We start from the raw sequence: 26,005 nt of genomic DNA on the forward strand, positions 1-26,005 counted from the left end.
CCGTGTGCCGGGGGTACACGGCTCATCCGAGTGCGAGCGGTCCCATGAGGACGCACATCAGGTGCACGCGCCGACAGCCGAGTTTTACCGGCAGATGGCCGACGACCGCGGCGGCAACGAGGACGACGACGCCGCCAGTGCCCGCGAACGCCCACGAGAGAACGACGAGAAAGAGACAGACGACCGCGACGAGTCGGCGCTGGTCGAGTCGGCCAGCGACCGACAGCGCTCGGTCACCGAGTACCGGAACCAACGCCGCACCACAGACACCGGCGAAAATCGTCGTCGGAACCGCGATGCCGAGTCCCGTCGGGAGGTCGGCCGCCGACAGCGCGACGAGTGCACCCGTTCGCGGCGTTCCCAATCCGGCCAGTGCGAACAGCGCGAAGACCGTCGTCGCGGTCGTCGCGGCGCTCGTCGCCGTGACGTAGGCCCGCGCAGATTCGTCGGGGTCGCGTCCCGGAAGCACTGCGAGCGCGAGCGTTCCCGCGACGCCAGACGAGACGCCCGGCAAGTAGCCGACGAACGCGCCGCCGCCCGTCCCCGCGAGGACGCTCTGTGCGACGGCACCGGGCGACGTGGCGAGGGTCGTATCGCCCTGCGGCGGAACGCCTGACCCGTGACGCGCCGAGAGTAAGACAGGCACGCCGAATAGACCGGCCAAGAGCGGCGCGAGAACACCGCCGACGGGGAGCGGCCCACCGAACGACCGGTCGAGAACGGCGAGTCCGAGGCCCGTCGCCGCGGCGATTGTCACGCCGGCGGTGAGTTTCGCCCGGAGCGTCGGTTCGGTCCAGACGAGCGCGACCGCGACGCCGACGAGGACGACCCACAAGTGATTTCGAATCACCGGGTAGCCGTAGACCAACAGTTCAGTTACGGGAACGGCCACGGGGACCGCGATGCAAAGCGCGGCCCCGCTCCCGAGTGCGGACAGCCGAAGCGCCTCGCGGCCGCGCCCACCGAGGACGAGTTTGTGGGCCGGAAGCGCGCCCGGTGCGAGCGCCGCATCGGGGACGCCGAGCGCCAGGGCGGGGACGACATCGAGAAACGTGTGCACCGTCGATGCCGCGAGGACGGCGGCGGCAACCGCGACCGGCGGTGCGGGAACGTCAGTTGCGACGCTCGCAAGGAGGAGCGCGAAGGCGTTCGCGTGAAGCCCCGGCACGAGTCCCGAACACGTCCCGAGACAGACGCCGACTGCGACGCCGAGGAAGACGGCGACCGTCGAGTCGAGTCCGCTGAGTGTGACGGGTCCAACCGTTCCGGTGGGCGACATCGCTCCGAGGTGGGCCCGGCTTGGGGTATGAAGCTACGGCTATGGCTACGCGACGGTTCGTGTGACACGAAGCGCAAAACCTCAACGAGTGCCGTCGCTCACAGCGTTGCGTCGAAAGAAAATCGGAGTTATCGAGCGAGTGTCGCCGCGTGTGCGGCGTCTATCTCGCGGGAGTTAGCCGAAGAGGGCGCCGAGACCTTCACCGTCGGCCTCTTCGTCCTCGTCGTCGTCGTCTTCTTCAGCGGCTTCTTCGGCGGCGTCCGCTTCGTCGTCATCGTCAGCCGTCTCGACTTCGCCAGCAGCAGCGCCGCCCGCGGCGGGTGCGGGGGCAGCGGCGGCCGTCTCGATGGCCTCTTCGATGTCAACGTCCTCGAGCGCGGCGACGAGCGCCTTGACGCGGGACTCTTCGACATCGACACCGGCAGCCTCGAGGACTGCGGTGATGTTCTCTTCGTTGACCTCTTCGTCCGTCTCGTTCAGGATGAGAGCAGCGTAGACGTATTCCATTGTTGTATTCCTCGTTGTGTGTTGTTAGAACAGGGAGCCAAGGGCGTCGCCGGCGTCTTCGTCGTCACCTTCGTCGTCGGTGTCGGCGGCGTCGTCGGCGTCTGCCTCGTCGGCGTCCGCTGTTTCTTCGTCAGTCGATTCGTCTTCGTCCGCGGCGGCCGCGCTAGGCGCAGAGACACCGCGGAGTTCCTCGGGGAGCGCCTCCTCGTCGTCGATCTTCGCGGCGAGCGCCCGAAGCTGGGCGTCTGCCTTCGTGATAAGCTCCGGCATGAAGTCCGGGCTTTCGATGTTGGCGAAGAGACCGACGGATTTGGCCTCGCTCGTCGCCTTCGCAATGAGCGTCGGCGCGGTCTGGGCGGTCGGGTAGACCGCGTTGACCGAGAGGTTGGTCGCGGCGGCGACGGCCGACTGGATGTCGGCGCGGTACTCGTCCACGTCGATGGCGAGTTCGTCGGGTTCGAACAGGACGCCTTCGGAGAAGACGCCACGAAGGTCGAGACCGACCTCCTTGGGTTCGATACCGAGTTCGGCCAGGACGTTGGCGAGTTCCTCGGAGACTTCCTCGCCCGTCGAGAGGACGTGGGAGTCTTCGGTCACCTTGATCGAGCCGTCCATAATGCGAGCGGACGCACCGACCTGCTGGAGTTCGCCGACGAACGGACCCGGGTCTACGCCCGTGTCACCCTCGGGGATGACGATGTCGTTCGGGGCAACTTCGCCAGCGTTGATGGGAGCGGGCGTCTTCGACGCCTCCAGCTCCTTGTACAGGGCGAACGGGTTGTCGTTCGTGCCGATGAGGGCGACCTGTCCGGCGATGTACTCTTTGAGTTCCTCGAAGCCGTCGTTGACTTCGTCGAGCGCGCGGTTGACGAGCGTGTTACGGCTCATACGGACCGCGGCCGAACCGTGAAGCTCGCGGCGCATGGCCTGAAGCTGGCGGCTCGGGATACCGGCGACGCCGACGACGCCGACGGACTCGTAGCTGTCGATGAACTCGACGAGTTCATCCACTTCGTCACGTTTCCACTGCGGAATGACCTCGGTCTTCCGAGACCCAGATTCGCTCATGCGGGCACCTCCACGGACGGACCCATCGTCGTTTTCACGAAGATAGAGTCGATGTTGAGGGGGCCCTTTTCGAGCGTCGCTTCGAGACGACGGACGATAACGTCGATATTCTCCGCGATCTCGTCAGAAGACATGTCGTCCGCACCGACGCGCGTGTGGAACGTGCGGCGGTCGCGGGAGCGGAGCTGTACCGTGTTTTTCATCCGTTCAACCGTCTCGACAACGTCGTCGTCGGGCTGAAGCGGGGTCGGCATCTTACCGCGGGGACCGAGAACGGTACCAAGGTAGCGACCGATGTCCTGCATCAGTGCCGCCTCGGCAACGAAGAAGTCGGTCTCGTCGGCAAGGTCTTTCGCCGCATCGGTGTCGTCACCGAAGTCTTCGAGCTCATCTGGCCCAAGAACTTCGTCGGCGACATCCTCTGCGCGGAGCGCGGTCTCACCGGTTGCGAACACCACAATCTGGGTGTCCTGACCGGTGCCAGACGGGAGTACGATACTCTCGTCAACACGCTTCGACGGGTCGTTAAGATCTAAGTCGCGCAAGTTCACGGCGAGGTCAACCGTTTCGCGGAAGTTCCGCCCGGGTGCCTCGTCGAGTGCGCGAGAGACTGCGTCAACTATTGTGTCTGCCATTATTCACCTCCGTAGTACGCAGGATTGCTCCTACGGGTCAGTGAAACAGGCTACTGCCTGCCTCGTCCGGCAGGACGAGTAGGCTCAACTTAAGTCCGTCGAAGAACGGGAGCCGAAACGCCCGAATTCGGGGGTTTCGCGTGCCACAGCCACACATGATGGACTGCAGACACACGAACCGGTGTTCTGGATTCGCGTCGTGGAGAGAAGAAAGTGGGCCGAGCCGACTCGGCCCGACGGAAAGGGCGGTTCGACCCGACGGGACGATTACTCGTCGAACTGGTCGTCGAAGTCGCCGCCGTCGATACGCTCCTTGAACGTGCGAGCGTCCTCGCCTTCGATGGTGACACCGAGCGACGCACACGTCCCTGCGACTTCCTTCGAGGCGTTCTTGAGGTCGTACGCGAGCAGGTCAGAGGACTTCTGCTCGGCGACCTTCTTCAGCTGTTCGATGGACATGTCGGCGACGAAGTTCTCCTGGGGTTCGCCGCTTCCGGTCTCGAATCCAACCTCGTCCTTGATGAGGGCGGCCGTCGGTGGGACACCGACTTCGATGCTGAACGAGCCGTCGTCATCGTACTCGACGGTGACCGGCACTTCCATGCCGTCGAACGCGTCGGTCTGGTCGTTGATTTCGCTAACGACAGCCTGCACGTCAACAGGGGTCGGGCCGAGTTCCGGGCCGAGCGGCGGACCGGGGTTCGCCTTCCCGCCGGGAACGAGTACTTCGATAGTTCCAGCCATACGTGGAAACACCGTGTGGCGACTTTTAACGGTTTTCTTTCGCCCGGAGTCGTGTGCGACAACTACGCACAGGGTCGATTGTTGCTCCGTTCTGCCGTGTTAGAGTTCGACGCCGAACGAATCGACGTTGCCAGCGAGCGCCGCCATCGACCCGAGAAGCGCGGCCACGTCGTCGAGGTCGGTCGTCGAGATGACTTCGACCGGCGTGTGCATGTAGCGGTTCGGGATGCCGATGTTGAGCGATGGGATGCCGGAGCGACTCGTGTAGAAGGCGTCTGCGTCCGTTCCCGTACGGATACCGGCGGCCTGTAGTTGTACATCGATGTCGGCTTCCGCGGCGGCGTCGCGGGCAAGCGAGACGACGCTCGGGTGGTTCGCGCTCCCGCGGGAGACGACCGGTCCCTCGCCGAGTTCGACGGGACCTTTCTGCTTGCCGGGGACGTCGGGGTTGTCGGTCGCGTGCGTCACGTCCACCGCGACCATCGCGTCGGGGTCGAGGTCGTAGCCGACCATCTTCGCGCCCTGCACGCCGACCTCCTCTTGGACAGTGCTGACGGCGTAGACCGTCGCGTCAACGTCGTTTTCGACGGCGGCGCGAAGGCCTTCGGCGGCCGACCACGTGCCGACGCGGTTGTCCATTCCGTTGGCCGCGACGCGGTCACCCGCGAGGTCGCGGACGCGCGCTTCGACCGTGACGGGGTCGCCGACTTCGACGAGGTCGGTCGCCTCGCCGTTGTTCGTCGCGCCGATATCGACGAACTGCTCTTCGAGGTCGTCGTACTCTTCGCTTCCCACGTCGCGGAGGTGAATCGCCGTCTGCCCGATGACGCCGTGAACGTCTCCGTCGTCGCCGTGGACCGTCACGTGCTGGCCTTTCGAGACGGTTCGGTCCGCGCCGCCGATGGGACCGATTCGGATGAATCCGTCGTCGTCGATGTCGCGGACGATGTAGCCGATTTGGTCGGCGTGGCCGGTGAAGGCGATTTCAGGACCGTTGCCGGAACCTTCGTGGACCGCGACGGCGTTGCCGTACGCGTCAACTGTCACGTCGTCTGCGAACTGAGAGACGTACTCCACCCACACGCGCTGTCCGTCGGTTTCGTAGCCGGACGGACTCGGTGTGGTAAGCAGGTCGTCGAGGAATGCGCGTCGGTCGTCGTCCATATCGTTCGTTCGTTTGGGACCGGTAAAGAACACAACGAATCCGTCGCCGTGGGCGGTGGCGCAGTCGAGCGCCGTCTTGCGGCGACGCCGACTCACGTCGTTCCAACTCAGGACGACTCCACTCCACAGAGTCCAATCCCCGGAGAGTTCATCCCGGTCGCCGCCGCAACGACTATCCGTTTTCTGGGCGTACAGTAGTACATGGCCAACTTCACTCTCTTCGAGGTACACCTGCACGACGGCTTCGAGTTCAGTCCCAGCAACCGCGCCCCGTTTTTCAACACGGACAGCGAGACGACCGGCGAGGACGTCGAACTCGAACCCGAACACGAATACGAAGCCGACGAACGCCACGAACTCGACGACGAAAGCGACTCGGGTGGCAGTGGTGCGATGGCGCTCCTGTTCGGTCTCGTCTTGCTCGTCGGCATCGCCGCGGCGGTTCGCTTCCTCCGCGGCGACGCCGAACTCGACGACTTGGCCGACCTCGACGACCACGAGGAAGTCGAGATAGACGCCTAACACGGCCAGACGCGACAGACCGGCGTCCATCGCGGGAGCCGACGGGGCTTTTCTCCCGACCGTCGTGAATCTCGACCGTTTTTTCTACCCGGACGACACTCGGCCTGCCAGTGACGACGTCGGTCGGATACGCTTAAGCGAATCCCGCGGAAAGCCCGGAGCATGACCGTTTCGAGCGCTCCCGGCAAGGTGTACCTATTTGGGGAGCACGCAGTCGTCTACGGCGAACCGGCGGTGCCGTGTGCCGTCGAGCGACGGGCGACCGTCTCTGTCACCGCCCGCGACGACGACCACGTTCGCGTCCGTGCCGAAGACCTGAGTCTCAACGGCTTCACCGTCGAGTACCGCGGTTCGACCGGTGACCACCCGGACGTAGACGTGCCCGCACCGCTCGTCGAGGCCGCGATGGGGTACATCGACGCGGCCGTCGCACAGGCCCGCGACGCCGCCGACGCTCCCGACGCCGGCTTCGACATCACCGTCGAAAGCGACATTCCACTCGGGGCCGGCCTCGGCTCTTCGGCGGCCGTCGTCGTCGCCGGCATCGACGCCGCGACGCGCGAACTCGGCGTCGAACTCTCGCCCCGCGAAATCGCCGAGCGCGCCTACCGCGCCGAACACGAGGTCCAAGACGGGCAAGCCTCCCGCGCCGACACCTTCTGCTCCGCGATGGGCGGGGCCGTCCGCGTCGAAGGAGACGACTGCCGGACCATCGACGCGCCGCCGCTTCCGTTCGTCATCGGCTTCGATGGCGGCGCGGGCGACACCGGCGCACTCGTCGCCGGCGTCCGCTCGCTCCGCGAGGAGTACGATTTTGCCGCCGACACCGTCTCGACCATCGGCGACATCGTCCGCCGGGGCGAAACCCTCCTCGCCGAGGCGGACCCCGACGCCGACGAACCGCCCGAGGAACTCCTCTCTGAACTCGGCCGGTTCATGAACTTCAACCACGGCCTGCTGGAAGCCCTCGGCGTCTCCTCCCGCTCGCTCGACTCGATGGTCTGGGCGGCCCGCGAGGCCGGCTCCTACGGCGCGAAACTCACCGGCGCGGGCGGCGGCGGCTGTATCGTCGCGCTCGACCCGACGCCGGAGACACAGACCGGACTGCAGTTCACACCGGGGTGCGAAGACGCGTTCCGGGCCGAACTGGCGACCGAAGGCGTCCGCCTCGAAGAACCGCCGGAGTCGGATTCGACCGCTGAATCCACGCGGGAGGAGTCGGCGTGAGTCTCGTCGTCCTCAAGCTCGGCGGGAGCGTCGTTACCGACAAAGACGAAGCCGAAACGGTCGATGTGGCCGGTCTCGACGCCGCCGCAGACGCCGTTTCGACGCTCGACGAGTCGGGACGAGTCGTCGTCGTCCACGGCGCCGGAAGCTTCGGCCACCATTACGCCGCCAAACACGGCGTCTCTTCGGACGCCGGCACACACGACGCAACCGGCATCCGCGCAATTCACGACGCGATGAAGCGCCTGAACGACGTCGTTCTCGACGCGCTCGCGGAACGGGGCGTGTCTGCCCTGCCAGTCCATCCGCTTTCGGCCGGTGCGCGCGCGAGTGACGGCTCGCTGTCGCTTCCGCTCGCCGCGACCGAGACGATGCTCGACGAAGGATTCGTCCCGGTTCTCCACGGGGATGTCATCGCACACGCGAAGGAGGGTGCAACCATCGTCAGCGGCGACGACCTCGTCGTCTCGCTGGCCGCCGGACTCGACGCCGACCGCGTCGGTCTCTGTTCGACCGTCCCCGGGGTCCTCGACACCGACGGTGACGTGATTCCGGAGATTACGGCGTTTTCGGACGCGGCAGACGCACTCGGCGGGTCGGACTCGACCGACGTAACCGGCGGCATGGCGGCCAAAGTACGGAAATTACTCGCGCTCGGCGCGCCCGCTCACGTGTTCGGTCCGGACGGTCTCTCCGCGTTCGTCGCGGGCGAGTCACCGGGAACAGTGATTCGCGGCGATTCGGCATAGGCTGTCGATTTGCGGGAGACCGCCGGGTCCACCGTTCAGAACTCGATGACTAAGCCGTCTTCTGCGACCTGTACCTCGCCGTCGAAATGGTCTTTGACCCGCGCTTCGAGGTCGTCTGTCACCCGGTCGGCGTGCGGATACAGGTGCGTGAGGACGACCCTGTCGATGTCGCGGCCGGTGAGTGTGTCGCCTACTTTGGACGGCGTCGGGTGGTTCGAGACGTCCACGTCGTCGGGGAACGAGCAGTCGTGGACGAGAACGGACGCGCCGTCGGCGAACTCCGTGAGACCCGCGAACGCCTCGGTATCGCCGGAGAAGACGAAGTCGTTCTCTCCTTGGTCGTTGGTGAAACGGTAGGCGAGCGTCGGCATCGAGTGACGGACTTCGTAGCCGAGAACGTCGAATCCGGCGATGCCGAACTCGTGGGGACCGACCTCGCGGACCTGAATCTCCAGTCGGTCTTCGAGGTAGTCGTGAACGTCGAAGAGACCGTCGACGAGCGCCGCCGTTCCCTCGGGACCGACGATTTCGAGTCGGTCCTTCCCGGCGAGCCACCGGGCCTTGATGAGCGGCATGAGGTCCGACACGTGGTCGAGGTGGAGATGCGTGAGAAGCACCGACGAGACACCTTCGTAGCCGACTTCGGTCTCGGCAAGTCGAGAGAGAACGCCCGACCCGCAGTCGATGAGAAGCGCGTTCGTGTCCGATTCGAGGAGGAGTCCGGTCTGCGCACGGCCGGTAACGGGCATCGCGCTCCCGGTCCCGAGGAATGTGACGCGCATACGCGCTGATACCACGCCTCAGCCGTTAGTCCTTGTGTTCGCTCGTCGCGCCCGGCGGATAGTAATATTCATAACATACATGTTTCTTACTGTGAATGTTATTGTGTCCCGCATTCGAACATTCTTCTCACACGGCATCTTCGCCGTCCTCGGTGTCTACGCAGTCGTAACGCTCGCGTTTGCTATCGTCGCTCTCACACCCGACCCCGGCGAGGCGTTTCTCGCGCACAATCTCGCCCGGCAGGGACAGGCGGACAAAATCGAAGCGAAACTACAGGCGTACCGCGCGGCCCGAAACCTCGACCAACCGGTGACCACCCGGTATATCCGGTGGCTGGTCGATATTACGGTCCTCGATTGGGGCCGGTCGTTCGCAACCGGACGACCCGTGTTGTCGATGGTGGGCGGCGGCCTGACCTACACGCTTTCGTACGTCGTCCCCGGCGTCGTCCTCGGAACGCTCGGCGGTATCTGGGCCGGGCTGAAAGGTGCGTTGGACAGTGATTCACGGTCTCGACGCGGACTCTCGCTCGTTTCGTACGTCGCCTTCGGCGTCCCGAGTTTCTGGATTGCGGCCGTGTTCTTGGTCGCCATCGCGCCGACTATCTCGTGGTTCCCCGACCGACTGCCCGCCGACGCGCCGTTTTCTCTCGCCGGCGCGCTGTTTCTCGTCCCGCCGGCGCTCATCGTCGGTGCGAACGTCTTCGCCGGACAACTCAGATACGCCCGGACGAAGGGCCGCGAGTACGCGCTCTCTGATTTCGTGCGGCAACACCGAGCAATCGGCGTGAGTCGCCTTCGCGTCATGTGGTACGTCCTTCGTGTCGCCGCCGTCCCTCTCCTTGCGGTGTCTCTCGCCGACCTCATCGCCATCCTCGTCGTCAACGTGTTCGTCATCGAGTTCGTCTTCAACATCCCCGGTATCGGCTTTCTCACCTACGAGGCCATCCTCGACCGCGACATGCCGGTCGTGTTGGGAATGACGATGGTCGTCGCGCTCACCGGTATCGGTGTAAACTTCTTCCAGGAGGTCGCAAACGCGGCTCTCGACCCCCGAATCGGTGACGACGGAGGGTCGGCATGACCGACACAGTCACCGAGGTTCAGACGGGGTCCGACACCGGGGACCGACTCGACCGCAAGCCGCTTGTCTCCATCGCGGGACTCGCAACGTTTGCGGTACTGGTGTGGTACTCGTCGTCCGTGAGTTCGCTTCCGTATCTCGATGGGCTTCGCAGAATCGACCTGCTTTTCGTCCCCGCGTTGTTCCTGTTTGCGGTCTACGGCGTCGCCCCGCTGGTTTCTAATCCGGAGCGGGCACAGCCGGTGTGGGAGTACGCAGTTCGACGACCGCTCGTACTGTTCAGTCTCCTGTGGGTGGGAGGGTTCGTCGTCGTCGGTCTCGTCGCCCCGCTGTTTATCGACCTCTCGTACGACCTCGCCGCGACGCACCAAGCACCCGTCTTCGCCTCCGCCGAAGCGACGCTCTCGAACGACTGTCTCGGCACGGTCGCAAACGGTCGTTGTTCCGGAACGTGGGAACACCCGCTCGGCACCACCAGTATCGGCCGCGACGTGCTGACGCTCGTGCTTTACGGGATGCGCGAGGCGCTCACGTTCGCCACTATCGTCGCCGCCCTCATCGTCCCTATCGCCACGCTCGTCGGCGTCGTCGCCGGCTACCGCGGCGGGTGGACCGACGAGATACTGATGCGAATCGTAGACGTTCAACAGACGCTTCCGGCGTTCGTCATCTACCTCATTGCGAGTTTCCTCTATGGCGAAAGCCAGTTCCTACTCGTCGCCGTGTTCGGTCTCACGAGTTGGGGAAGCGTCGCACGAATCGTCCGTAACGAGACGGTCCATCTCCGCGCGAGCGAGTTCGTGACAGCCGCGACGGTCGTGGGTGCCGGGACGCCGCACATTCTGCGCCGACATATCCTGCCGAAACTCTCGGGCGCTATCGCCACGTCGGTCACGCGACAGATTCCGATGTTGCTCCTCGTGGAGGCGGCGCTGTCCTACATGGACCTCACCGTCGTCACGACCGGGTCGTGGGGGCGAACGATTCGGACCGGCATGTCGTCGTTCCCGCGAGCGTGGTGGGTTTCGGCGGTTCCGGTCGTCGCCCTCTGCGTAACGGTCGTGTCGTTCAGCGTGCTCGGCGATGCGCTCCGTCACGTCGTTGACCCGCGAACGAGCGAGTAACAAAACCGACCGCCTTCGCTCACACGACTACCGCTGGCCCGACGCTCACACGACTACCACACCACTCTCTTCTCACACCGCCTCAACTCCGCCACTACCCTCTCGGCTCGTCGCACCCGGCCACGACGGCTCCGCGACACAACCACGACGGCTCCGCGACACAACCCTCATACCTGCGCAGGCTAACCCCGTGGTAATGACTCAGCGTGGCCGTTCCCTCCTCACCGCGATGGGGGACGACTACGACTTCGACGCCGAGACGGTGCCCGTCACCGACGAGGACGTACTCGACCTACTCGAACCCGCCGTACAGGAATGGTGGGTCGGGCAGTTCGGCGAGTTCGTCCCCGGCAACGGCGGCTTTTTCACCCCGCCGCAACGCGGGGCGATTCCACTCATCCACGAGGAACGGAACGCTCTCATTTGCGCTCCCACCGGGTCGGGCAAGACGCTCGCGTCTTTCACCGCCATCATCAACGAGTTGTTCCGCCGCGACCGCGAGTCCGCCGACGGTCTCGACAACTCGGTCTACTGTCTGTACGTCTCTCCGCTCAAATCGCTCGCAAACGATATTCATCGAAATCTCACGGAGCCGCTCGACGGCATCACGGATATCGCCGCCGACCGCGACGAAACAATCGACATCAGACACGCCATCCGCCACGGCGATACGTCGTCTGCCGATCGCCAGAAGATGCTCTCGGAGACGCCGCACATCCTCAACACGACCCCCGAGACGCTGGCGATTCTGCTCAATTCGCCGAAGTTCAAAGAGAAACTTCGGACCGTCGAGTACGTCGTCGTAGACGAGATTCACAGCCTCGCGGAGAACAAACGCGGCACCCACCTGTCCGTCTCCCTCGAACGACTGGAGAACCTCGCCGACACGTCGCCGACGCGAATCGGCTGTTCGGCCACCGTCGAACCGCTGGAGACGGTCGCTGAGTTCCTCGTCGGCTACGAAGACGGCGACCCGCGGGAGTACGACATCGTAGACACACGATTCGTCCGCGATTTCGACATCGAACTCGAATGTCCGACTGACGACCTGATTCGGACGCCGCGCGCCGAGGTGCAGACGCGGTTTTACGACCGCTTGCACGAACTCGTGGCCTCGCACACGAACACGCTCGTCTTCACGAACACACGTTCGGGGGCAGAACGCGTCCTCCACAACCTTCGAGAGACCTACGCCGACATCGACGAGACCAACTCGGGATGCCACCACGGCAGTCTCTCGAAAGAACGCAGACAGGAGATCGAGTCCAAACTGAAAGCCGGCGAGTTGCAGGTCGTCACCACGTCCACGAGCCTCGAACTCGGTATCGACATGCCGCACATCGACCTCGTGGTGCAGGTCGGGTCGCCGAAGTCGGTCGCCTCGCTTCTCCAGCGAGTCGGGCGGGCGGGACACCAACTCGGCCAGACCGTCGAAGGGCGGGTCATCGCCCTCGACAGGGACGAACTCGTGGAATGCGCGGTGATGTTGACGAAGGCCGAAGCGGGGTTCGTAGACCGGGTGTTCATCCCCGAGAACGCATTCGACGTGGCCGCACAGCAGGTCTACGGGATGGCAATCAATTCGATTCGCCCCGAGTCGGAGGTCCGAGACACGCTCACGCGGGCCTACCCCTACCGCAACTTCACCGACGACGACTTCGAACGACTCTTTCGGTATCTCACCGCCGACTACGACGGTCTCGAAGACAAGAACGTCTACGCGAAAATCTGGCGCGACACCAACGACCCGCCGGACGGTGACCACCACTACGAGGAGTACGCGGTCGGCGAACCGCTCGTCGGGAAACGCGGTCGGATGGCCCGCGTCATCTACATGACGAACATCGGAACCATCCCCGACTCGTTCACCTGCGACGTGTTGGTTCGTGGGAGCGACCAGTGGGTCGGCACGCTGGACGAAAGCTACCTCGACACGTTGGAGAAAGGCGACGTGTTCGTCCTCGGCGGCGACAACTTCGCCTACCGCTACCGCCGTGGGTCCAAGGTGTACGTTGACCGAACCGCCAAACGGCCCACGGTCCCGTCGTGGTTCTCCGAGCGACTCCCACTTTCGTACGACCTCGGCCGCGAGATAGCCGCGTTTCAGGCCGAACTCGTCGAACGACTCGACGCCGGCGGCCCGCCCGCGGTTCGGTCGTGGCTCAGAGACCGCCCGCTCGACGAAAACAGCGTCCGCGCCGTCACGCGGATGTTCGACGAGCAAGTTCAATACGCCGGGAGCGAAAGCGTTGCAACCCCGTCGAGACTGGTCGTCGAGACCGAATTGGACCGCGAAACCTACCGCCGCCATTACTACGTTCACTGCACTTACGGCAGGCAGTTCAACGACGGTCTCTCGCGTCTGCTCGCGTACCACGCCGCCCGCCGGACCAACGCGAACGTACAGGTCGCCGTCGCCGACAACGGCTTTTCCATCTCGATGCCGCTGAATCGGAAAGTGGACCTCGCGGGACTCCTCCGCGACCTGAATCCCGAGACGGTCGAAGCGGACCTTCGTGCGGCCCTCGACGGAACCGACCTCCTGAAACGCTATTTCCGAATCAACGCAACGCGCTCGCTCATGATTCTAAAGCGCTACAAAGGCTACGAGAAATCCGCGGCCCAACAGCAGGTCTCCTCGGAGATGCTGTTGTCGTTCGCACAGGACCTCGACGAGTTCGCCGTGATAGAAGAGACCTACCGCGAGATTCTGGAAGACAAACTCAGTCTCGCGGCTATCGAGGACGTACTCGAAGCCGTCCGAGACGGGACAGTCGATGTCACCGCACACAGCGTCTCGACGCCGACACCGCGGGCCTTCGGCTTGGCGACGTTGATGGCGAGCGACGTGGTGCTCGCCGAAGACGAAAGCGCCGTACTGCGAGCGTTCCACGAGCGCGTCCGCGACGAAATCGACGCCGACGCCGACATCGACCTCGACGTTGGCTAACGCGTGGGTGGGTCAGTAAGTGAGCGGTGCGTATGACGGGCGTTCAGACCAACAGCGTGCTCAGCGCATCGGGGACGACGAGAACGCGACCCCCGGGTTCGATTGCGTCTTCGGGAGACTCACGGTGAGACATGAGACACGATTCGACCACGTCGGGTGACGCCGAGTTCGTCACGTACACGTCGTGGTCCCGGAGGACGCGCGCGACGACGAAGGCTCGCTGGGCACCCGGTTCGTAGCCCGCTCGCATCGACTCGTAGAGCGAGCTGGCGTCAGTCGCCGTTGAGAACGCGTCGAAAAAGCGCTTCTCGCCGGACCCGTCGCCGGCACCCTCGGGGAGCGCCGCGGGGACGACGAGTCGGCCGCCGTCGTCAGCGTCGGTGTTTTCGAGGGGGTTTCGGTCGCCGAGCGCGACGTAGGTCGCGGCGCGAGTCGCCTGATAGAGGTTTGCGTCCTTCGGCGCGCCGACCCCGCAGACGACCGCGTCGTAGTCGGTCTCGACGGATACCGAGAGGGCGTCGCGGGCGGTTGCCGCCAGCGAGCGAACGACCGAGGTCGGGTCACCGGCGGCCGCACCGAGGAATCCATCGGGACCGTTGGTCACGTTAAGACAGAAGTCGGGACCGGCAATGAGACCGGCCCTATCGAGCGTTTCACGGAACGGATTTCCGCGAACGCGACCGAGGCGGACGCCGTCCCGCGAGAGCATCTCGGGACCGTGCGTGTAGCGGATGATGGACTCCGAACCCGCGCCGATGGTGACCGTCTTCGCGCCGCCGGAAAAACCGGCGTACTGGTGCGGTTCGACCATCCCGGTCGAGAGAACGACGTCGGCGTCGGCGACGGCGGGGTGGACGGCGACGGGACAGCCATCGACCGCGCCGAGAGAGACCACGCTGTCGGGTTCGTGGTTCACCGCGAGGTCGGCGTACTCGCCGAGACCGTCACGGAGTTCCGCGTCGGTCATCGGCCGGTGGAGACCGAGACCGACGACGATTGTGACGGTCTCTCGCGGAACCGGCAAGTGGTCGAAGAGCACGTCCAAGAGCACTTCGTCGGGGGTGTCGCGGGTGACGTCGGTGACGACGATTGCCACCTCGTCTGTCGAATCGACGAGTCCGGCGAGCGGCGGGCCGTGGGGCTTGTCCATGGCTGACGCCGCCGCGTGTCGAGGGTCGATAGCGTCGCCACCCGGCGGGCGCGCCACATCGACCGAACACGACGGAAGCGAGACAGAGACCGAACCGTCGCCGAGTGGAAGGTCCATGCCTTCGGAGTACGGCAGAAGAAAGGTGAACCTGTCGGCGGAGCGACTGGCGGTGCGAAACGTAGACAGGAGAGTCGGCTACCGCCGCGCCCAGTCCAACAGTCGGTCGTAGAACGGGTCCGATTCGAGCGCGGCCGCGTCGCCGACGAGACACAGCGCCTTTTTGGCCCGCGTGAGGGCGACGTTGATTCTGCGGTGGTCCTCGAACAGCGGGCCGTCGAGGTCGCCGGTGGCGACAAACGAGACGACGATGACCTCTTTCGACGAGCCTTGGAATCGGTCTACCGTATCGACCGTCACGTCTGTTCGGCGGGAGATTTCGGCCACTTGCGCGCGGAAGGGCGCGATGACGCCGATATCGTCGGCATCGACACCGGCGGTCTCGTAGGCGGCGACGATGTCGGCCACGCGGTCGGCCTCGGTCGGATTCGTGTTGCCGACGCGCCGCCCGTCGGGGTCGATGAACGCGACTGGAGATTCGAGTTCGGGAGGCAGGTCGCGCACGTCGATACCGAGGTCACGAGGGTGCTGTGCGGCTACCGCGCCGGTCGCAGGACGGAGCGCGCCGTCGTAGAACTCCTTGGAGGCGAACGCCTGAATCCGCTGTGACATCCGGTACTGGCGGTCAAGCATCACCGACGCCTCCGGATAGGTCTCGATGAGGCGCTGGAACAGCGACGTCTGGAGGTCGTTTTCGGCACGAACGACGGGCGGGAGTTGCTTGTGGTCGCCGACGAGGACGAATCGGTCTGCGAGGTTCACGGCGGCGAGGGTTCCCGGTTCGGTGAGTTGCGAGGCTTCGTCAACGAGGGCGACGTCGAACGACTGCTCGCGCATCACCCGAGAGCCACAGGTCGCGGTCGTCGCGGCCACGACCGGCGCGTCGTGAAGTGTGCCTGCGAGCGTGTCGGGGTCGCCGCTTCGGGAGAGTCGAACGTCGAGCATGTCCTCTCGGACGCCGGTTTCGGTCCCGACACGAACTACGTCCTCGAACCCTTGGTCGCGCAGTGCTTCGAGAGCGTTGTCCACGGCACGGTTCGTAAAGGCGGACAGGAGGACCCGATTGCCGTCTTCGACGAGCGCGCGGATTGTTCGCGCGATAGTGTAGGTCTTGCCCGTCCCCGGCGGCCCGTGGATGAGCGCGAGGTCGTCCGCGTCGATGGCGAGGCTGACCGCTTCGTCCTGTCCCTCGTTGTTGTCGATGTGGGTCGTTCCGGTAGAGCGGTCCGAAAAAACGGGCGCACGACGGTCGAACAACACGTCCTTCCGGTCGGGAGAGCCTTTGAGAACCCCGTCGTGAAGCGCCGTCAACAGGCGGTCTACCGTGAGTTCAGACGGGTACACGTCGAGGCGGCGAAGCGGGACGGGTTCGTCGGTCGTGACGACCACTTCCGCGCCGAGTTCGACGATGCGGGCGAGTTCGGCGTGGCCCTCGACAGGGTGGCCGTCGCTGGCGAGCGCGACGTCCCCTTCGCGGAGTTTCGACACCGCGTCGTCAGTCTTCTTCGCGTGGAGTTCCCAGGTGCCGTCGGGTCGCTCCTCGCGGCCGAGCGGTTCGAGACCGATGATGGCTCGGTCGTCGTCGGCACGCTCTTCGGCGGTCTGGTCCCACAGTTTGCGGTACTCATTGTGGACCGCGCGCCGCTCGTCTTCGATGGCGCGATAGAAGCGGTCGAAGTATTCGCGTTCGTCCTCGGGAACCGGGTTGCCGATGGCTCCAGCTTTCGACTCTTGCCCGAGACGGCCGGAGACGACCATGCAGGTGTCTTTTTCGAAGCAGTACTGGCACTTCGAGTTCGACTCGTAGCCCGTCGGCACCGACACGTCGTGTTCCATCGCGGCGATTTCGTTGCGGGTGCGGACGACGAATTCGAGGAGACCGCGTCCAATCGAGAAGTCCTTCGCGGGCGAGAGGTCGCCGGACTCTTCGGTTCGGTCGAGTGTCGTGTTCTTCGTGTAAAGGAGCGTTCCCGTATCGACCGGGACACCGCGTTCGTCGAGGATAAGCGCGTACGCCGCGGCCTGAATCTTGTCCTGAAACCGCGGGTCGCGCTTGAGGTTCTTGCCGGTTTTGAGTTCGACGGGCGAACCGCGGCGGAGCGCGTCGGCGCGGCCCTTGATACCGAACGTCGGCGAGATGAGTGTGTACTCCGAGCGCCACTCGTCCTCGTCGGTGAGGACGCCCTGCGAGAGCCAGCCCTCGATGGCGGCGGCGTTTCGGCGGACTTCGTCCGCGACTTCCTCGACGTCTCGCCCGAGTAAGCCGAGTTCGAGGCCGCGTTCGTCGATGCGTTCGTCGATAGACGAGTCAAGGTCGCGGCCGCGGAGGAGGTCGCCGAACACGTCGTGGACGATGGTCCCTTTGACGACCGGATAGTTCAGCGGGATGCCCGAGAGTTTGTTTAAGTAGTACATCCGCGAGCACTGTACCCACGAGCGGATGTCGGTCACGTCAACGAGGAAGTCGGGTTCGACGACGACGAACGACGATTTTCCGGTCGTGTAGGTCGTCTCACCGCGATACTCCGATTCCTCCACGTCGGTGACGAGCAGGTCCATCCCCGGTTCGGCGTGCTCGGCGGCGTGAGTCCACTTCCCCCAGAGCGTGACCGTGACGGGGTCGGCCGTCCCGCGCTCGGGGCGAAGCGTCACCTCCGCCAGCGAGCGCTCACCGTGTCGCGTCTCGACATCGCGTGGCTCGCCGACCTCGACGAGCGGGCCGCGAAGATTCACGTCGAAATCGTCGGTGAGGCGCGGGCAAATAGCCGTCGGTCGTTCGACCCGGCTCCGAAGCCACCGCACTGAAGCGTCCTGACGCGTCGCGGAGAACGGGTCGCAGTCCGGGCTGGATTACTCTTTTATCGACTCGACTTCGCGCCGAAGGTCGGTCAGTTCGGTGTAGAGGCGATAGACGACCCAACCGAGGACGAGTGGCGCGACGTACGGAAAAAGCGAGAATGAGACAGCAATTACTTCCGGACCGCTAATCGACAGTGGAGTCATCGCACCGGTCGATGGGACGACATTTCGTAAAACCTTCTACAATATCCGGGCGATGGACTGTGCAGTGACCACGACCGACGCCGAATCGAACGTCCGACATCGCCACAACCGTCACGTTCTTTCCGACTGCGGCGCTAGCGGTTACTATGCGCGTCAGAGATTGGCAAGACATTCTCTCAGACGTTGTTGACGACGGCCGCGACCCGGACGCGTGGCGGGCCGTCGCGGGTCAGCGACGACAGAATATCGGCGAAGACCTCTTTCTCGGCCATCCCGATGTCGGTGTCTACCAACTCAAGACGTACGCGAAAAACCCGTACGACGTGCGCGGCGTCGGCGCTCGCGTCGCCCGGCGCATCGACGACGACCTCGACCCGCTGTTCCCGAACCACCACGAAGCAGACGACGCCGGCCTGTTCGGGGTGCAACGTCCGCCCGAAGACGAGTCGCAAGCGGAGTCGATGGCGCGGCGTCTCGAAGAGACGGTGAAGGTCCACGCGGAAGCCCCGACCACGCCCGACGACTTCTTTACCGACGTGATGGAAGCACTGGAAAGCCCGGCGTTCGGCCCGATGGACTACGAGTTCGACGCCCGACCCGACCGTCTCGACGGTCTCTCGGACGAGTTCACCGACGCCGACGAGTTGCTGTCGTCGGAACTCGACGACCTCATCGAATCCGACGGCGTCGGCCGCGGATTCCAGTGAGAGCCAGCGGTTTCAAACCGTCTCAGACCGTTATCTCCGATATGGACGAACGATTAGCGCGGGGACTATCACGGCTGTTTTCGGTCCAGACGAGGGAGACGGCGTGGTTGGACCGAGTCTGAGCGACGACGAGACGGAACTCGCAAGCAATCGCCTCAGAGCCTTCTTCATTCTCCTCATCGGTTTCTCTGCGGCCCTCATTGCCGTCCAAGCGGGTGCAACGCTTCTACAAACCGGTATCGTACTCGTCGTCGGCGTCGTCCTCGGGGCGCTCCTTATGTGGTATCTGTCACGCTGGAGTCGAGAGTTCACCGAAGTAAATCGCAGATACTGACAAAACGTTAGACAATAACGTTATATCCCAATATATTCACGAAAATATACGTAAACCGAATTAAACGTGTGACAACGAATCGCAGGGTATATACCTATGGTCTGAGCACAATTTTTCGCCGGTAACCAGGGCAGGGGCAACGACCTGGTTCTACCCGGAATACGCCGCGGCGTTCCGGAGTTGGGCCTCTGGTTCGACGCGGCGTTCCTACCCAAGGTGCGTGCACGACCCGAACGCTGTTCGGGCATCGGGTGCGCATTCTGATGGAGTTGCAGTCTCCTCAGGGCGACACCCGTGCGATCCATCGCTCGGGCGCGTCCAATTCCGCATCGGTCGGCAAATTCTCCGGATGTTCCCACACGAGCGATGCGGCGGCGACACCGCGTTCATCCGCGACGTATTCGAAGAACCGAGCGCCGCGTTCGTACTGGCGGCGTTTGAGACCGAGACCGAGGACGCGGCGTGCGATTTTCGCAACCGGTCCGCCACCTCGTCGTCGCTCGTCGAGTTTTCGACGGAGGTCTTCGTAGTCGTCGTCGAATGCGCGGTCCATCAGGAGTTCCGCGTAGCCTTCGACCGCCGTCATCGCCGTGTCGAGTTCGCGGAACGCGTCGCGGTCGAGGTCACCGTCAATGAGCGCGTCAACGCCCCGTTCCATCCGTGATTCGAGATGCGTCGAGAGCCACGGGGCCGCGCCGAACTCCGCCGCGTGCGATACTTCGTGGAACGCAATCCAACGCCGGAACCGCGGGTACTCGACGTCCAGCGAGTCGGCGACGCGGCGGATGTTGGGGTGGACGAAATACAGTCCGTGGTCGTCGTCACCCTCGGCGAGAAGCAACGGGTCGTACTGTCCGAGGACGTTATTTCCTAAAAACGAGAGGACAAACGCGAACGTTCCGGTGTTGACGGCGCGTGTGACGCCCGGGAAGACCATCGGTCCGTGTTCCTCGAACGGGCGCATGATACGACGGAACGTCTCGACGTTGGCGTCGATCCAGTGGTGGCGGTTTTGAACTTCCACGACGTCGGGCACGTCGAATGACACGTCAGCGACAACCGCGAGACGTTCACGGGCATCGCTGACGTCAGCCGCGTAGCCCGTTCGCTCGGCCGACGATAGGTCGAGCGAACCCGGGTCAGTCGCGGCTTTTGAGGCTTCGGCGACGGCGTCCCAGTCGATCGTACCAGAGCCGGTCGCCGAAGCGTCCGCAACCGCTCTGACGCTCCGAAAGAGATTCATACGCTATCGAGGTGGGCCGGAGCCAAAACGCTTCGGTCGATGCTCAGACTCACAGACAAGAGGCCCTAGACACTATATGCAGTCCGACGTGAGGTGCGTATGGACCGAACCATCGACCACGTCGCATTCGGTGGTCTCGAACTGTACGAACTCCGCGCCGCCGCAAACGAAGTCGGACTTACCCCTACCTACGGCGGTGAACACAGTACCGGAACGACGCACATGGCCGTGGTTCCGTTTCCCGACGGTTCGTATCTCGAACTCATCGCGCCGACGCTCGGCACCGACGCCGAGGAAGCCGGGTTCTGGCCGTCTCACCTCGCCACCGGTGCCGGCCCGACCGCGTGGTGTATCGAAGTTCCCGATATCACCGCCAGTGCCAAGGCCGCTATCGACGCCGGAATCCCCATCGATGGCCCGCACGCCGCCGCCAGAGAACGACCGGATGGCCGACTCGTCGAATGGGACATGTGTTTCGAAGGGAGCGACCAACGACTTCCCTTCACTCTCCGAGACCGGACCCCTCGCGGGTATCGCGTCCCAAAGGCGGCACAGAACACGTCTGTCCGAGGCCTACAGACCGCCGTCATCGCTACCCGCGACCGACAAGCGACCGCCGATACGTTCGCTCGCCGGCATCACTACCCGTCTCCGGTCGAGATTACCGGTCCGTTCGAGCAGTTCGCCGTCTTGCCCGGGACACCCGTCGCGTTGTGCGAACCCGGTGACGGCGTGCTCGCCGAGCGAATCGACGAGGTCGGTGAAGGACCCTGTGCGTTCCTCGTCGGCGTCACCGACCTCGACAGGGCACGCCAAGTGCTCTCTCTCGGGGCCGAAACCCAGTACAGCGACCGCCGGATGGCGTGGTTCGACCACGAACTGTTCGACGATCGGTTAGGCGTCGTCGAACTGCCGTAACGAGTTCGAAAACAAACGCATGCACTCGGTTGCCCGTGTAGTGATATCGCCACTGCGCCGAACGCAGTCGCTCACGGGTCGAGCGTCAGAAAAGTCGAATGAAAACCTCGTCCCGTCTTAGAGTTCGGCCTCGAAGTCTTCGAGGGCGTAGACGGTGTCGGAGCCGCGGCGGTCGAGCGTCTCGTTGGCGAGAAGCCAGTAGACGACCGACAGCGCACGACGACCCTTGTTGTTCGTCGGGACGACGAGGTCAACGTTCGAGGTCTGGTTGTTGGAGTCGCACATCGCGATGACCGGGATGCCGACCGTGATTGCTTCCTTGACTGCCTGCGCATCACCAATCGGGTCGGTGACGACGACCACGTCGGGTTCGATGTAGCCGGCGTAGTCCGGGTTCGTCAGCGTGCCGGGGATAAAGCGTCCCGTGCGGGCACGTGCGCCGACCGCGTCGGCGAACTTCTCGGCCGGGAAGCGACCGTACTGACGGGAGGACGTAACCAGAATCTGCTCCGGACTGTAGTTCGCAAGGAAGTCCGCGGCGGTGCGGATCCGCGAGTCCGTCTGGCTGACGTCGAGCACGTATAGCCCGTCGTCGCGGACACGGTGGATGAACCGAACCATGTCCTTGGTCTTCTGCTGGGTACCGATGTGGACACCGGCGGCCAGGTAATCTTCGACCGGGATGAGCAGGTCGGCGTCTTCGTCGGGCATAACGTCCTCGTCGAAGGCCGGTTCCGGCTCTTCCGCTTCTTCTGCCTCGGCGGCCTTGTCGGCCGCCTCGGCGGTCTCTACTGTCTCGTCTTCGGTGGCGGCCTCGTCGGTGCCCGTCTCGGTGACCGCTTCGGTCTCCGTCTCGGGTTCCTCGTCGGCGACCTCCACCGCGTCGTTTTCGTTGTCGCTCATACTGCGTCGTCCGCGATGCGGATGAGTTCGTTCAGTTTGGCGGTTCGCTCGCCTTGCACCGTGCCAGTCTTGATAAACGGCGCGTCGGTGGCGACGGCGAGGTGTGCGATGGTCGTGTCTTCCGTCTCACCAGAGCGGTGAGAGATGACGGCATCCATTCCGTTTCGGGACGCGAGTTCGACGGCGTCGAACGCGTCGGTCAGCGTTCCGATCTGGTTCGGCTTGATGAGAATCGAGTTCGCGGCACCCACGTCGATGCCGTCGGAGAGACGGTCAACGTTGGTGACGAACAGGTCGTCACCGCAGATGAGCGTGCGGTCGCCCACGCGCTCTGTGAGTTCCGCGAAGCCTTCGTAGTCGTTCTCGTCGAGTGGGTCTTCGACGTAAACGAGGTCGTACTCGTCAACCATCTCGGCGACGTAGTCGATCTGCTCGTCCGTCGTCTTCGTCTCGTCACCGTAGTGGTAGACGCCATCTTCGAACATTTCAGACGCCGCGATGTCGAGTCCGAACCGAATCTCGAATCCGAGTTCGTCTTCGATATCGGAGACGGCTTCGGCCATGATTTCGAACGCATCGGCGTCGGAAACGGCGGGTGCCCATGCACCCTCGTCGCCTTTCGCGGCGGGCACGTCACGCTCGTCGAGAATCTCGGACGCGCGGGCGTGCACTTTCGCGTTGGCGAAGACGGCCTCGGAGACGCTCGGCGCACCGACCGGTGCGGCGAGGAACTCTTGGATGTTCGTCGCTTCTTTGGCGTGTTCACCGCCACCGATGACGTTCCCGAGCGGCGTCGGGAAGTTGTCGCCGCGGAACGCGCCGCCGAGGTGCTGGTACAGCGGTGCACCGAGCACGTCAGCGCCGGCCTTTGCGGCCGCCATCGAGATTGCGACGGCGCTGTTCGCGCCGATTTCCGAGAAGTTCTCGGAACCGTCGGCGGCACGAAGTGCGGCATCAACCTCACGCTGGTTGCCCGCGTGAACTTCGTTCACGAGTCGGGGAACAGCGTGTCGTCGTGCGGCCGCGATGGCCTCAGTCGGCGGCAGTTCGATTGCCTCGTACTCGCCGGTGGACGCACCACTCGGGGCCGCGGCACGACCGAACCCACCGGATTCGGTGAGAACGTCGGCTTCGACCGTCGGGTTTCCACGGGAGTCGAGTACGCGGCGTAGAGATACGGATGTGATTCGAGTCATGTTGTCACTTGCCCTCTCGTTTGACGGTGAACGGAAGTACACCTGCGTCGTACTCCTCAGCGGCGATTAGTATAGGTTCGGTCTGCTCACTCTCTACGAGCACGGGTGCACCGTAGGAGATCTGCAGCGCTCGCGCGCCGAGGATTCGGGCTTTCTCGTATCTGTTGTACCGTTGTATCATTGGTAAGGTGACACGACGTCTACGAGGTCTTTGTGCGACACCATCATCCGCCGGCAACAGGCACGGGTGACGCCGAGCTCGTCGAGGACGTCTGCGGGGTCCTCATCGCCCTCGCGGGCACGAGCCTGGAATTCGTCCCAGTGTTCGCCAATCACTGTGCCGCAGGTGAAACACCGGACGGGAATCATCATGGTTAGATCACCTCAGCGGTAGGACTTCTGGTAGCGAGCGCGTGCACCCGGTCCACCCCACTTCTTGGGTTCGGACTGGCGAACGTCGTTGACCAAAAGCGAACGGTCGAAATCCATGTACGCGTCGCGTAGCTCCGCGTCGTTCAGATGTTGCACCAGCCCACGAGCGAGCGCGGTGCGGACTGCGTCGGCCTGACCGGCCACGCCGCCGCCGTTGACGCGCACGTCGATATCGACCTGCGAGCGGAGGTCCTCGCCTGCGATGCGGAACGGTTCCAGCATCTTCAGGCGGGCCATCTCCGGCTCGACCAGCTCGACCGGCTGCGAGTTGATACGAACTCGACCTTCACCCTCGCGCACGGTTGCGCGAGCGATTGCGGTCTTCTTCTTACCGGACGTGTTCGTTACCATGTGACGTTAGCACCCAGTTTCTCGGAAACCTCTCCGAGCGAGATGAACTTGATGTTCGAAAGGCGGTCCAACGAGGTGTCTTCGAGCATCTCGCCGTCTTCGTCGTACGGATTGCCGACGTAGACGCGGACGTTCGAGAGCGCCTCGCGGCCGCGGGGTTTCTTGTACGGGAGCATGCCGCGAATGGCACGCTTGAAGATTCGGTCGGGACGCTTCGGGTAGTAGGGACCCTGGTCCGACCCAACTTCGGCGCGCTTGCGGTAGACGCCCATCACGTCCTCTTCGGAGCCCGTGATGACGGTGTCTTCCGCGTTGACGACGGCGACCGTTTCGCCTGCGAGGACGCGCTGAGCGACCTCCGAGGCGACGCGTCCCATAATGCAGTTTCGGGCGTCAACAACGACGTCTGCGTCGAATTCGGCGAAACTCATCGGATCACCCGTACGTTGGACCCATCGGGGTTCTGTTCTGCGAGTTGTTCCAGCGTCACAACATCGCCGACCTGCTCGATTTTCGTTCGAGCGGTGGACGAGAAGTCCACAGCCGCGACGGTGACGTTCTTCTGTAGCACACCGCTACCCAGCACCTTGCCGGGCACGACGACGGTCTCGTCTTCCTGGGCGTATCGTTCGATACGTCCCAGGTTGACTTCCGCGTGGGTGCGCCGTGGCTTTTCGAGACGGTCCGCGACATCCTGCCAGACGTTGGCACCGGACTCACGCGAGACCGCCTTCAGCTCGGCGATGAGACTCTTGAGTCTCGGGTTCGTCTTACTCATTGTCTACCTCCAGAGAGAAAGCGGAGTGCAGGGAGCAGGATTTGAACCTGCGGACTCCTATGAGACAGCGCCCTGAACGCTGCGCCGTTGGCCAGACTTGGCTATCCCTGCAAGCATTCCGCTGTACTTCATGCCCCGTAAAAACACCTTCGGTCCGGCCCGGTGCCGAGAGGTCGTCACACGCCACGCTGTCGGTGGATGTGACTCCTCGCGGAGTGGGCGAACGTCGGTGTTGAGACGGGGCAGTATCCATTCTTACAGTGCGACCTTCTCTTCGAGCTCAGCCGCTCGGTCGCCTAAGGAGGCGACTGCGCGCTTCATAAGCTCGTCAACGCTAAAGGAACCGTCCGTCTCCACACTGAAGACGAACGCTCCGGGAACGTCGTGCACTTCGACCTCTTTTCCGGGGTACCGCTTCGTCAGGTCGTTGCCGAACGCGTCTGTGACCACGAGGTCGCCGTCTTCGGCGTCCTCGTCGTCCGCGTGTTCCGCCGCGGCCTCTTCGATGACGCCACGGAGAATGTTCGGCTCCTGTTCATCGAACTCGCCGGCGTCGCCGACGACCTCCACGCGTTGGAGATGTCGGTAGCCGACGGCGACCCCACCTTGGTTCTTGGCGTGGTCTTTTCCGTAACCGAGGACGGCGTCAGCCTCGAATTCGAGGCGCTGGCCTTCCTTCAGTTCGATGATTGGGATGTTCTCGTCCGCAGGAACGATCATGTCGTCCGCGGATTCGATGTCCCCAGAGTACGCGGTTGCCGGCCCATCAACTTCGAGTGCGACGGTGACGGTGTCACCGGGCTCGAAGTCGTCGAGGGGCGTCGTCAACGGAACCAGACCGAGACGAAGCCCGATCATCTCGTCGAACATGACCGATGTGTTCTCTACGAACCGAACGGTGTCGATAGAGAACGTCGGCACGTCGGCGACCATCGCCCGGCGAATGCCGTTGGCTAGTGCCGGAGTCAGACCGTGCACGACGAAGCGTGCGCGTCGGTCTTCGCGTTCGATGAACTCGACCTCGAAGTCGTTTGCCAT

28 protein-coding genes and 1 tRNA gene are annotated in these 26,005 nt (G+C 63.9%); 9 read left to right on the forward strand and 20 right to left on the reverse strand.

The window, feature by feature from the left end; genetic code table 11:
- Positions 1-22: 22 nt before the first annotated feature.
- The 6 genes from C440_RS10990 to C440_RS11015 form a co-directional block, all read right to left on the reverse strand.
- On the reverse strand, positions 23-1,279 hold the full coding sequence (locus tag C440_RS10990; protein ID WP_008320554.1) for a tripartite tricarboxylate transporter permease: 1,257 nt from the start codon (positions 1,277-1,279) through the stop codon (positions 23-25).
- Positions 1,280-1,453: 174 nt separating this feature from the next.
- Positions 1,454-1,786, reverse strand: coding sequence for a 50S ribosomal protein P1 (gene rpl12p, locus C440_RS10995; RefSeq protein WP_008320555.1), 333 nt, complete (start codon positions 1,784-1,786; stop codon positions 1,454-1,456).
- A gap of 24 nt (positions 1,787-1,810) precedes the next feature.
- Complete coding sequence (locus C440_RS11000) at positions 1,811-2,854, reverse strand: 50S ribosomal protein L10 (RefSeq protein ID WP_008320557.1); 1,044 nt, start codon at positions 2,852-2,854, stop codon at positions 1,811-1,813.
- The gene (locus C440_RS11005; RefSeq protein ID WP_008320558.1) at positions 2,851-3,489 is read right to left on the reverse strand and encodes a 50S ribosomal protein L1; all 639 of its coding nucleotides are present in this window, start codon (positions 3,487-3,489) and stop codon (positions 2,851-2,853) included. Before C440_RS11005 ends, C440_RS11000 begins: the two co-directional genes overlap by 4 nt.
- Before the next feature lie 267 nt (positions 3,490-3,756).
- Positions 3,757-4,233 carry a 50S ribosomal protein L11 gene (locus C440_RS11010; RefSeq protein WP_008320559.1) on the reverse strand — a complete coding sequence of 159 codons (477 nt, stop codon included), beginning with the start codon at positions 4,231-4,233 and terminating at the stop codon, positions 3,757-3,759.
- 99 nt (positions 4,234-4,332) lie between these two features.
- Entirely contained in the window at positions 4,333-5,397 is a 1,065-nt protein-coding gene (locus C440_RS11015) for a zinc-binding metallopeptidase family protein (RefSeq protein ID WP_008320560.1), read from the reverse strand.
- Between the two features lie 201 nt (positions 5,398-5,598).
- On the opposite strand from C440_RS11015, the gene C440_RS11020 reads away from it, so the two are divergent.
- The 3 genes from C440_RS11020 (at position 5,599) to C440_RS11030 (ending at position 7,895) form a co-directional block, all read left to right on the forward strand.
- Complete coding sequence (locus tag C440_RS11020; RefSeq protein WP_008320561.1) at positions 5,599-5,919, forward strand: hypothetical protein; 321 nt, start codon at positions 5,599-5,601, stop codon at positions 5,917-5,919.
- Positions 5,920-6,081: 162 nt separating this feature from the next.
- Positions 6,082-7,146: a mevalonate kinase gene (mvk, locus tag C440_RS11025; protein ID WP_008320562.1), complete on the forward strand. Its 1,065-nt coding sequence runs from the start codon at positions 6,082-6,084 to the stop codon at positions 7,144-7,146.
- Complete coding sequence (locus C440_RS11030; RefSeq protein ID WP_008320564.1) at positions 7,143-7,895, forward strand: isopentenyl phosphate kinase; 753 nt, start codon at positions 7,143-7,145, stop codon at positions 7,893-7,895. Before mvk ends, C440_RS11030 begins: the two co-directional genes overlap by 4 nt.
- Before the next feature lie 35 nt (positions 7,896-7,930).
- On the opposite strand, the gene C440_RS11035 is transcribed toward C440_RS11030, so the two are convergent.
- Positions 7,931-8,677, reverse strand: a complete 747-nt coding sequence (locus C440_RS11035) for an MBL fold metallo-hydrolase (RefSeq protein ID WP_008320565.1) — start codon at positions 8,675-8,677, stop codon at positions 7,931-7,933.
- A gap of 79 nt (positions 8,678-8,756) precedes the next feature.
- On the opposite strand from C440_RS11035, the gene C440_RS11040 reads away from it, so the two are divergent.
- The 3 genes from C440_RS11040 (at position 8,757) to C440_RS11050 (ending at position 13,835) form a co-directional block, all read left to right on the forward strand.
- Complete coding sequence (locus C440_RS11040; protein WP_008320566.1) at positions 8,757-9,761, forward strand: ABC transporter permease; 1,005 nt, start codon at positions 8,757-8,759, stop codon at positions 9,759-9,761.
- On the forward strand, positions 9,758-10,885 hold the full coding sequence (locus C440_RS11045; RefSeq protein WP_008320567.1) for an ABC transporter permease: 1,128 nt from the start codon (positions 9,758-9,760) through the stop codon (positions 10,883-10,885). Before C440_RS11040 ends, C440_RS11045 begins: the two co-directional genes overlap by 4 nt.
- A gap of 196 nt (positions 10,886-11,081) precedes the next feature.
- A complete protein-coding gene (locus C440_RS11050; RefSeq protein ID WP_049915729.1) occupies positions 11,082-13,835 on the forward strand; it encodes an ATP-dependent helicase in 2,754 nt (917 codons plus the stop codon).
- A gap of 43 nt (positions 13,836-13,878) precedes the next feature.
- Here C440_RS11050 and C440_RS11055 read toward each other — a convergent pair whose 3' ends face one another.
- The 3 genes from C440_RS11055 to C440_RS17555 all read right to left on the reverse strand — a co-directional run bounded on the left by C440_RS11055 (position 13,879) and on the right by C440_RS17555 (position 18,105).
- Positions 13,879-15,102, reverse strand: coding sequence for a lactate racemase domain-containing protein (locus tag C440_RS11055; protein ID WP_008320569.1), 1,224 nt, complete (start codon positions 15,100-15,102; stop codon positions 13,879-13,881).
- Positions 15,103-15,180: 78 nt separating this feature from the next.
- Positions 15,181-17,835 carry an ATP-dependent helicase gene (locus C440_RS11060; RefSeq protein WP_008320570.1) on the reverse strand — a complete coding sequence of 885 codons (2,655 nt, stop codon included), beginning with the start codon at positions 17,833-17,835 and terminating at the stop codon, positions 15,181-15,183.
- Between the two features lie 117 nt (positions 17,836-17,952).
- Positions 17,953-18,105, reverse strand: a complete 153-nt coding sequence (locus C440_RS17555) for a hypothetical protein (RefSeq protein ID WP_161605930.1) — start codon at positions 18,103-18,105, stop codon at positions 17,953-17,955.
- A 146-nt stretch (positions 18,106-18,251) separates the two neighbouring features.
- Between C440_RS17555 and C440_RS11065 the strand changes: the two genes are divergently transcribed.
- Entirely contained in the window at positions 18,252-18,812 is a 561-nt protein-coding gene (locus tag C440_RS11065) for a hypothetical protein (protein ID WP_008320571.1), read from the forward strand.
- Positions 18,813-18,915: 103 nt separating this feature from the next.
- Positions 18,916-19,146, forward strand: a complete 231-nt coding sequence (locus tag C440_RS11070; protein WP_008320572.1) for a hypothetical protein — start codon at positions 18,916-18,918, stop codon at positions 19,144-19,146.
- A 280-nt stretch (positions 19,147-19,426) separates the two neighbouring features.
- Here C440_RS11070 and C440_RS11075 read toward each other — a convergent pair whose 3' ends face one another.
- Positions 19,427-20,389 carry a zinc-dependent metalloprotease gene (locus C440_RS11075; protein ID WP_008320573.1) on the reverse strand — a complete coding sequence of 321 codons (963 nt, stop codon included), beginning with the start codon at positions 20,387-20,389 and terminating at the stop codon, positions 19,427-19,429.
- A 99-nt stretch (positions 20,390-20,488) separates the two neighbouring features.
- Here C440_RS11075 and C440_RS11080 point away from each other — a divergent pair, with 99 nt between their 5' ends.
- Positions 20,489-21,307: a VOC family protein gene (locus tag C440_RS11080; RefSeq protein ID WP_008320574.1), complete on the forward strand. Its 819-nt coding sequence runs from the start codon at positions 20,489-20,491 to the stop codon at positions 21,305-21,307.
- Positions 21,308-21,424: 117 nt separating this feature from the next.
- Here C440_RS11080 and rpsB read toward each other — a convergent pair whose 3' ends face one another.
- The 9 genes from rpsB to C440_RS11125 all read right to left on the reverse strand — a co-directional run bounded on the left by rpsB (position 21,425) and on the right by C440_RS11125 (position 26,005).
- A complete protein-coding gene (gene rpsB / locus C440_RS11085; protein WP_008320575.1) occupies positions 21,425-22,210 on the reverse strand; it encodes a 30S ribosomal protein S2 in 786 nt (261 codons plus the stop codon).
- A complete protein-coding gene (gene eno / locus C440_RS11090) occupies positions 22,207-23,406 on the reverse strand; it encodes a phosphopyruvate hydratase (protein ID WP_008320576.1) in 1,200 nt (399 codons plus the stop codon). Before eno ends, rpsB begins: the two co-directional genes overlap by 4 nt.
- A gap of 4 nt (positions 23,407-23,410) precedes the next feature.
- Positions 23,411-23,587 carry a DNA-directed RNA polymerase subunit K gene (locus C440_RS11095; protein WP_008320577.1) on the reverse strand — a complete coding sequence of 59 codons (177 nt, stop codon included), beginning with the start codon at positions 23,585-23,587 and terminating at the stop codon, positions 23,411-23,413.
- Positions 23,584-23,778, reverse strand: coding sequence for a DNA-directed RNA polymerase subunit N (locus C440_RS11100; protein ID WP_008320578.1), 195 nt, complete (start codon positions 23,776-23,778; stop codon positions 23,584-23,586). The genes C440_RS11095 and C440_RS11100 overlap by 4 nt, the downstream gene beginning before the upstream one ends.
- A 12-nt stretch (positions 23,779-23,790) precedes the next feature.
- Positions 23,791-24,189, reverse strand: a complete 399-nt coding sequence (locus tag C440_RS11105; protein ID WP_008320579.1) for a 30S ribosomal protein S9 — start codon at positions 24,187-24,189, stop codon at positions 23,791-23,793.
- Positions 24,183-24,620 carry a 50S ribosomal protein L13 gene (locus C440_RS11110; protein ID WP_008320580.1) on the reverse strand — a complete coding sequence of 146 codons (438 nt, stop codon included), beginning with the start codon at positions 24,618-24,620 and terminating at the stop codon, positions 24,183-24,185. Before C440_RS11110 ends, C440_RS11105 begins: the two co-directional genes overlap by 7 nt.
- Positions 24,617-24,967, reverse strand: a complete 351-nt coding sequence (locus C440_RS11115; RefSeq protein WP_004060267.1) for a 50S ribosomal protein L18e — start codon at positions 24,965-24,967, stop codon at positions 24,617-24,619. Before C440_RS11115 ends, C440_RS11110 begins: the two co-directional genes overlap by 4 nt.
- Positions 24,968-24,993: 26 nt before the next feature.
- A tRNA-Leu gene (locus tag C440_RS11120) sits at positions 24,994-25,078 on the reverse strand.
- A 144-nt stretch (positions 25,079-25,222) separates the two neighbouring features.
- Complete coding sequence (locus C440_RS11125) at positions 25,223-26,005, reverse strand: DNA-directed RNA polymerase subunit D (protein WP_008320581.1); 783 nt, start codon at positions 26,003-26,005, stop codon at positions 25,223-25,225.

The organism is Haloferax mucosum ATCC BAA-1512, from assembly GCF_000337815.1.
Taxonomy (GTDB): domain Archaea; phylum Halobacteriota; class Halobacteria; order Halobacteriales; family Haloferacaceae; genus Haloferax; species Haloferax mucosum.

What these genes read in the sequence shown, in the direction of transcription:
- C440_RS11000 (WP_008320557.1), bottom strand. Translation starts at nt 2,854, where the DNA reads ATGAGCGAATCTGGGTCTCGGAAGACCGAGGTCATTCCGCAGTGGAAA.
- rpsB (WP_008320575.1), bottom strand. Translation starts at nt 22,210, where the DNA reads ATGAGCGACAACGAAAACGACGCGGTGGAGGTCGCCGACGAGGAACCC.
- C440_RS11095 (WP_008320577.1), bottom strand. Translation starts at nt 23,587, where the DNA reads ATGATACAACGGTACAACAGATACGAGAAAGCCCGAATCCTCGGCGCG.
- C440_RS11035 (WP_008320565.1), bottom strand. Translation starts at nt 8,677, where the DNA reads ATGCGCGTCACATTCCTCGGGACCGGGAGCGCGATGCCCGTTACCGGC.
- C440_RS11050 (WP_049915729.1), top strand. Translation starts at nt 11,082, where the DNA reads ATGACTCAGCGTGGCCGTTCCCTCCTCACCGCGATGGGGGACGACTAC.
- C440_RS11080 (WP_008320574.1), top strand. Translation starts at nt 20,489, where the DNA reads ATGGACCGAACCATCGACCACGTCGCATTCGGTGGTCTCGAACTGTAC.
- C440_RS11010 (WP_008320559.1), bottom strand. Translation starts at nt 4,233, where the DNA reads ATGGCTGGAACTATCGAAGTACTCGTTCCCGGCGGGAAGGCGAACCCC.
- C440_RS11065 (WP_008320571.1), top strand. Translation starts at nt 18,252, where the DNA reads ATGCGCGTCAGAGATTGGCAAGACATTCTCTCAGACGTTGTTGACGAC.
- eno (WP_008320576.1), bottom strand. Translation starts at nt 23,406, where the DNA reads ATGACTCGAATCACATCCGTATCTCTACGCCGCGTACTCGACTCCCGT.
- C440_RS17555 (WP_161605930.1), bottom strand. Translation starts at nt 18,105, where the DNA reads ATGACTCCACTGTCGATTAGCGGTCCGGAAGTAATTGCTGTCTCATTC.
- C440_RS11100 (WP_008320578.1), bottom strand. Translation starts at nt 23,778, where the DNA reads ATGATGATTCCCGTCCGGTGTTTCACCTGCGGCACAGTGATTGGCGAA.
- C440_RS11005 (WP_008320558.1), bottom strand. Translation starts at nt 3,489, where the DNA reads ATGGCAGACACAATAGTTGACGCAGTCTCTCGCGCACTCGACGAGGCA.
- C440_RS11040 (WP_008320566.1), top strand. Translation starts at nt 8,757, where the DNA reads ATGTTTCTTACTGTGAATGTTATTGTGTCCCGCATTCGAACATTCTTC.
- C440_RS11020 (WP_008320561.1), top strand. Translation starts at nt 5,599, where the DNA reads ATGGCCAACTTCACTCTCTTCGAGGTACACCTGCACGACGGCTTCGAG.
- C440_RS11075 (WP_008320573.1), bottom strand. Translation starts at nt 20,389, where the DNA reads ATGAATCTCTTTCGGAGCGTCAGAGCGGTTGCGGACGCTTCGGCGACC.
- C440_RS11110 (WP_008320580.1), bottom strand. Translation starts at nt 24,620, where the DNA reads ATGAGTTTCGCCGAATTCGACGCAGACGTCGTTGTTGACGCCCGAAAC.
- C440_RS11125 (WP_008320581.1), bottom strand. Translation starts at nt 26,005, where the DNA reads ATGGCAAACGACTTCGAGGTCGAGTTCATCGAACGCGAAGACCGACGC.
- C440_RS11015 (WP_008320560.1), bottom strand. Translation starts at nt 5,397, where the DNA reads ATGGACGACGACCGACGCGCATTCCTCGACGACCTGCTTACCACACCG.
- C440_RS11055 (WP_008320569.1), bottom strand. Translation starts at nt 15,102, where the DNA reads ATGGACCTTCCACTCGGCGACGGTTCGGTCTCTGTCTCGCTTCCGTCG.
- mvk (WP_008320562.1), top strand. Translation starts at nt 6,082, where the DNA reads ATGACCGTTTCGAGCGCTCCCGGCAAGGTGTACCTATTTGGGGAGCAC.
- C440_RS11045 (WP_008320567.1), top strand. Translation starts at nt 9,758, where the DNA reads ATGACCGACACAGTCACCGAGGTTCAGACGGGGTCCGACACCGGGGAC.
- rpl12p (WP_008320555.1), bottom strand. Translation starts at nt 1,786, where the DNA reads ATGGAATACGTCTACGCTGCTCTCATCCTGAACGAGACGGACGAAGAG.
- C440_RS10990 (WP_008320554.1), bottom strand. Translation starts at nt 1,279, where the DNA reads ATGTCGCCCACCGGAACGGTTGGACCCGTCACACTCAGCGGACTCGAC.
- C440_RS11105 (WP_008320579.1), bottom strand. Translation starts at nt 24,189, where the DNA reads ATGGTAACGAACACGTCCGGTAAGAAGAAGACCGCAATCGCTCGCGCA.
- C440_RS11115 (WP_004060267.1), bottom strand. Translation starts at nt 24,967, where the DNA reads ATGAGTAAGACGAACCCGAGACTCAAGAGTCTCATCGCCGAGCTGAAG.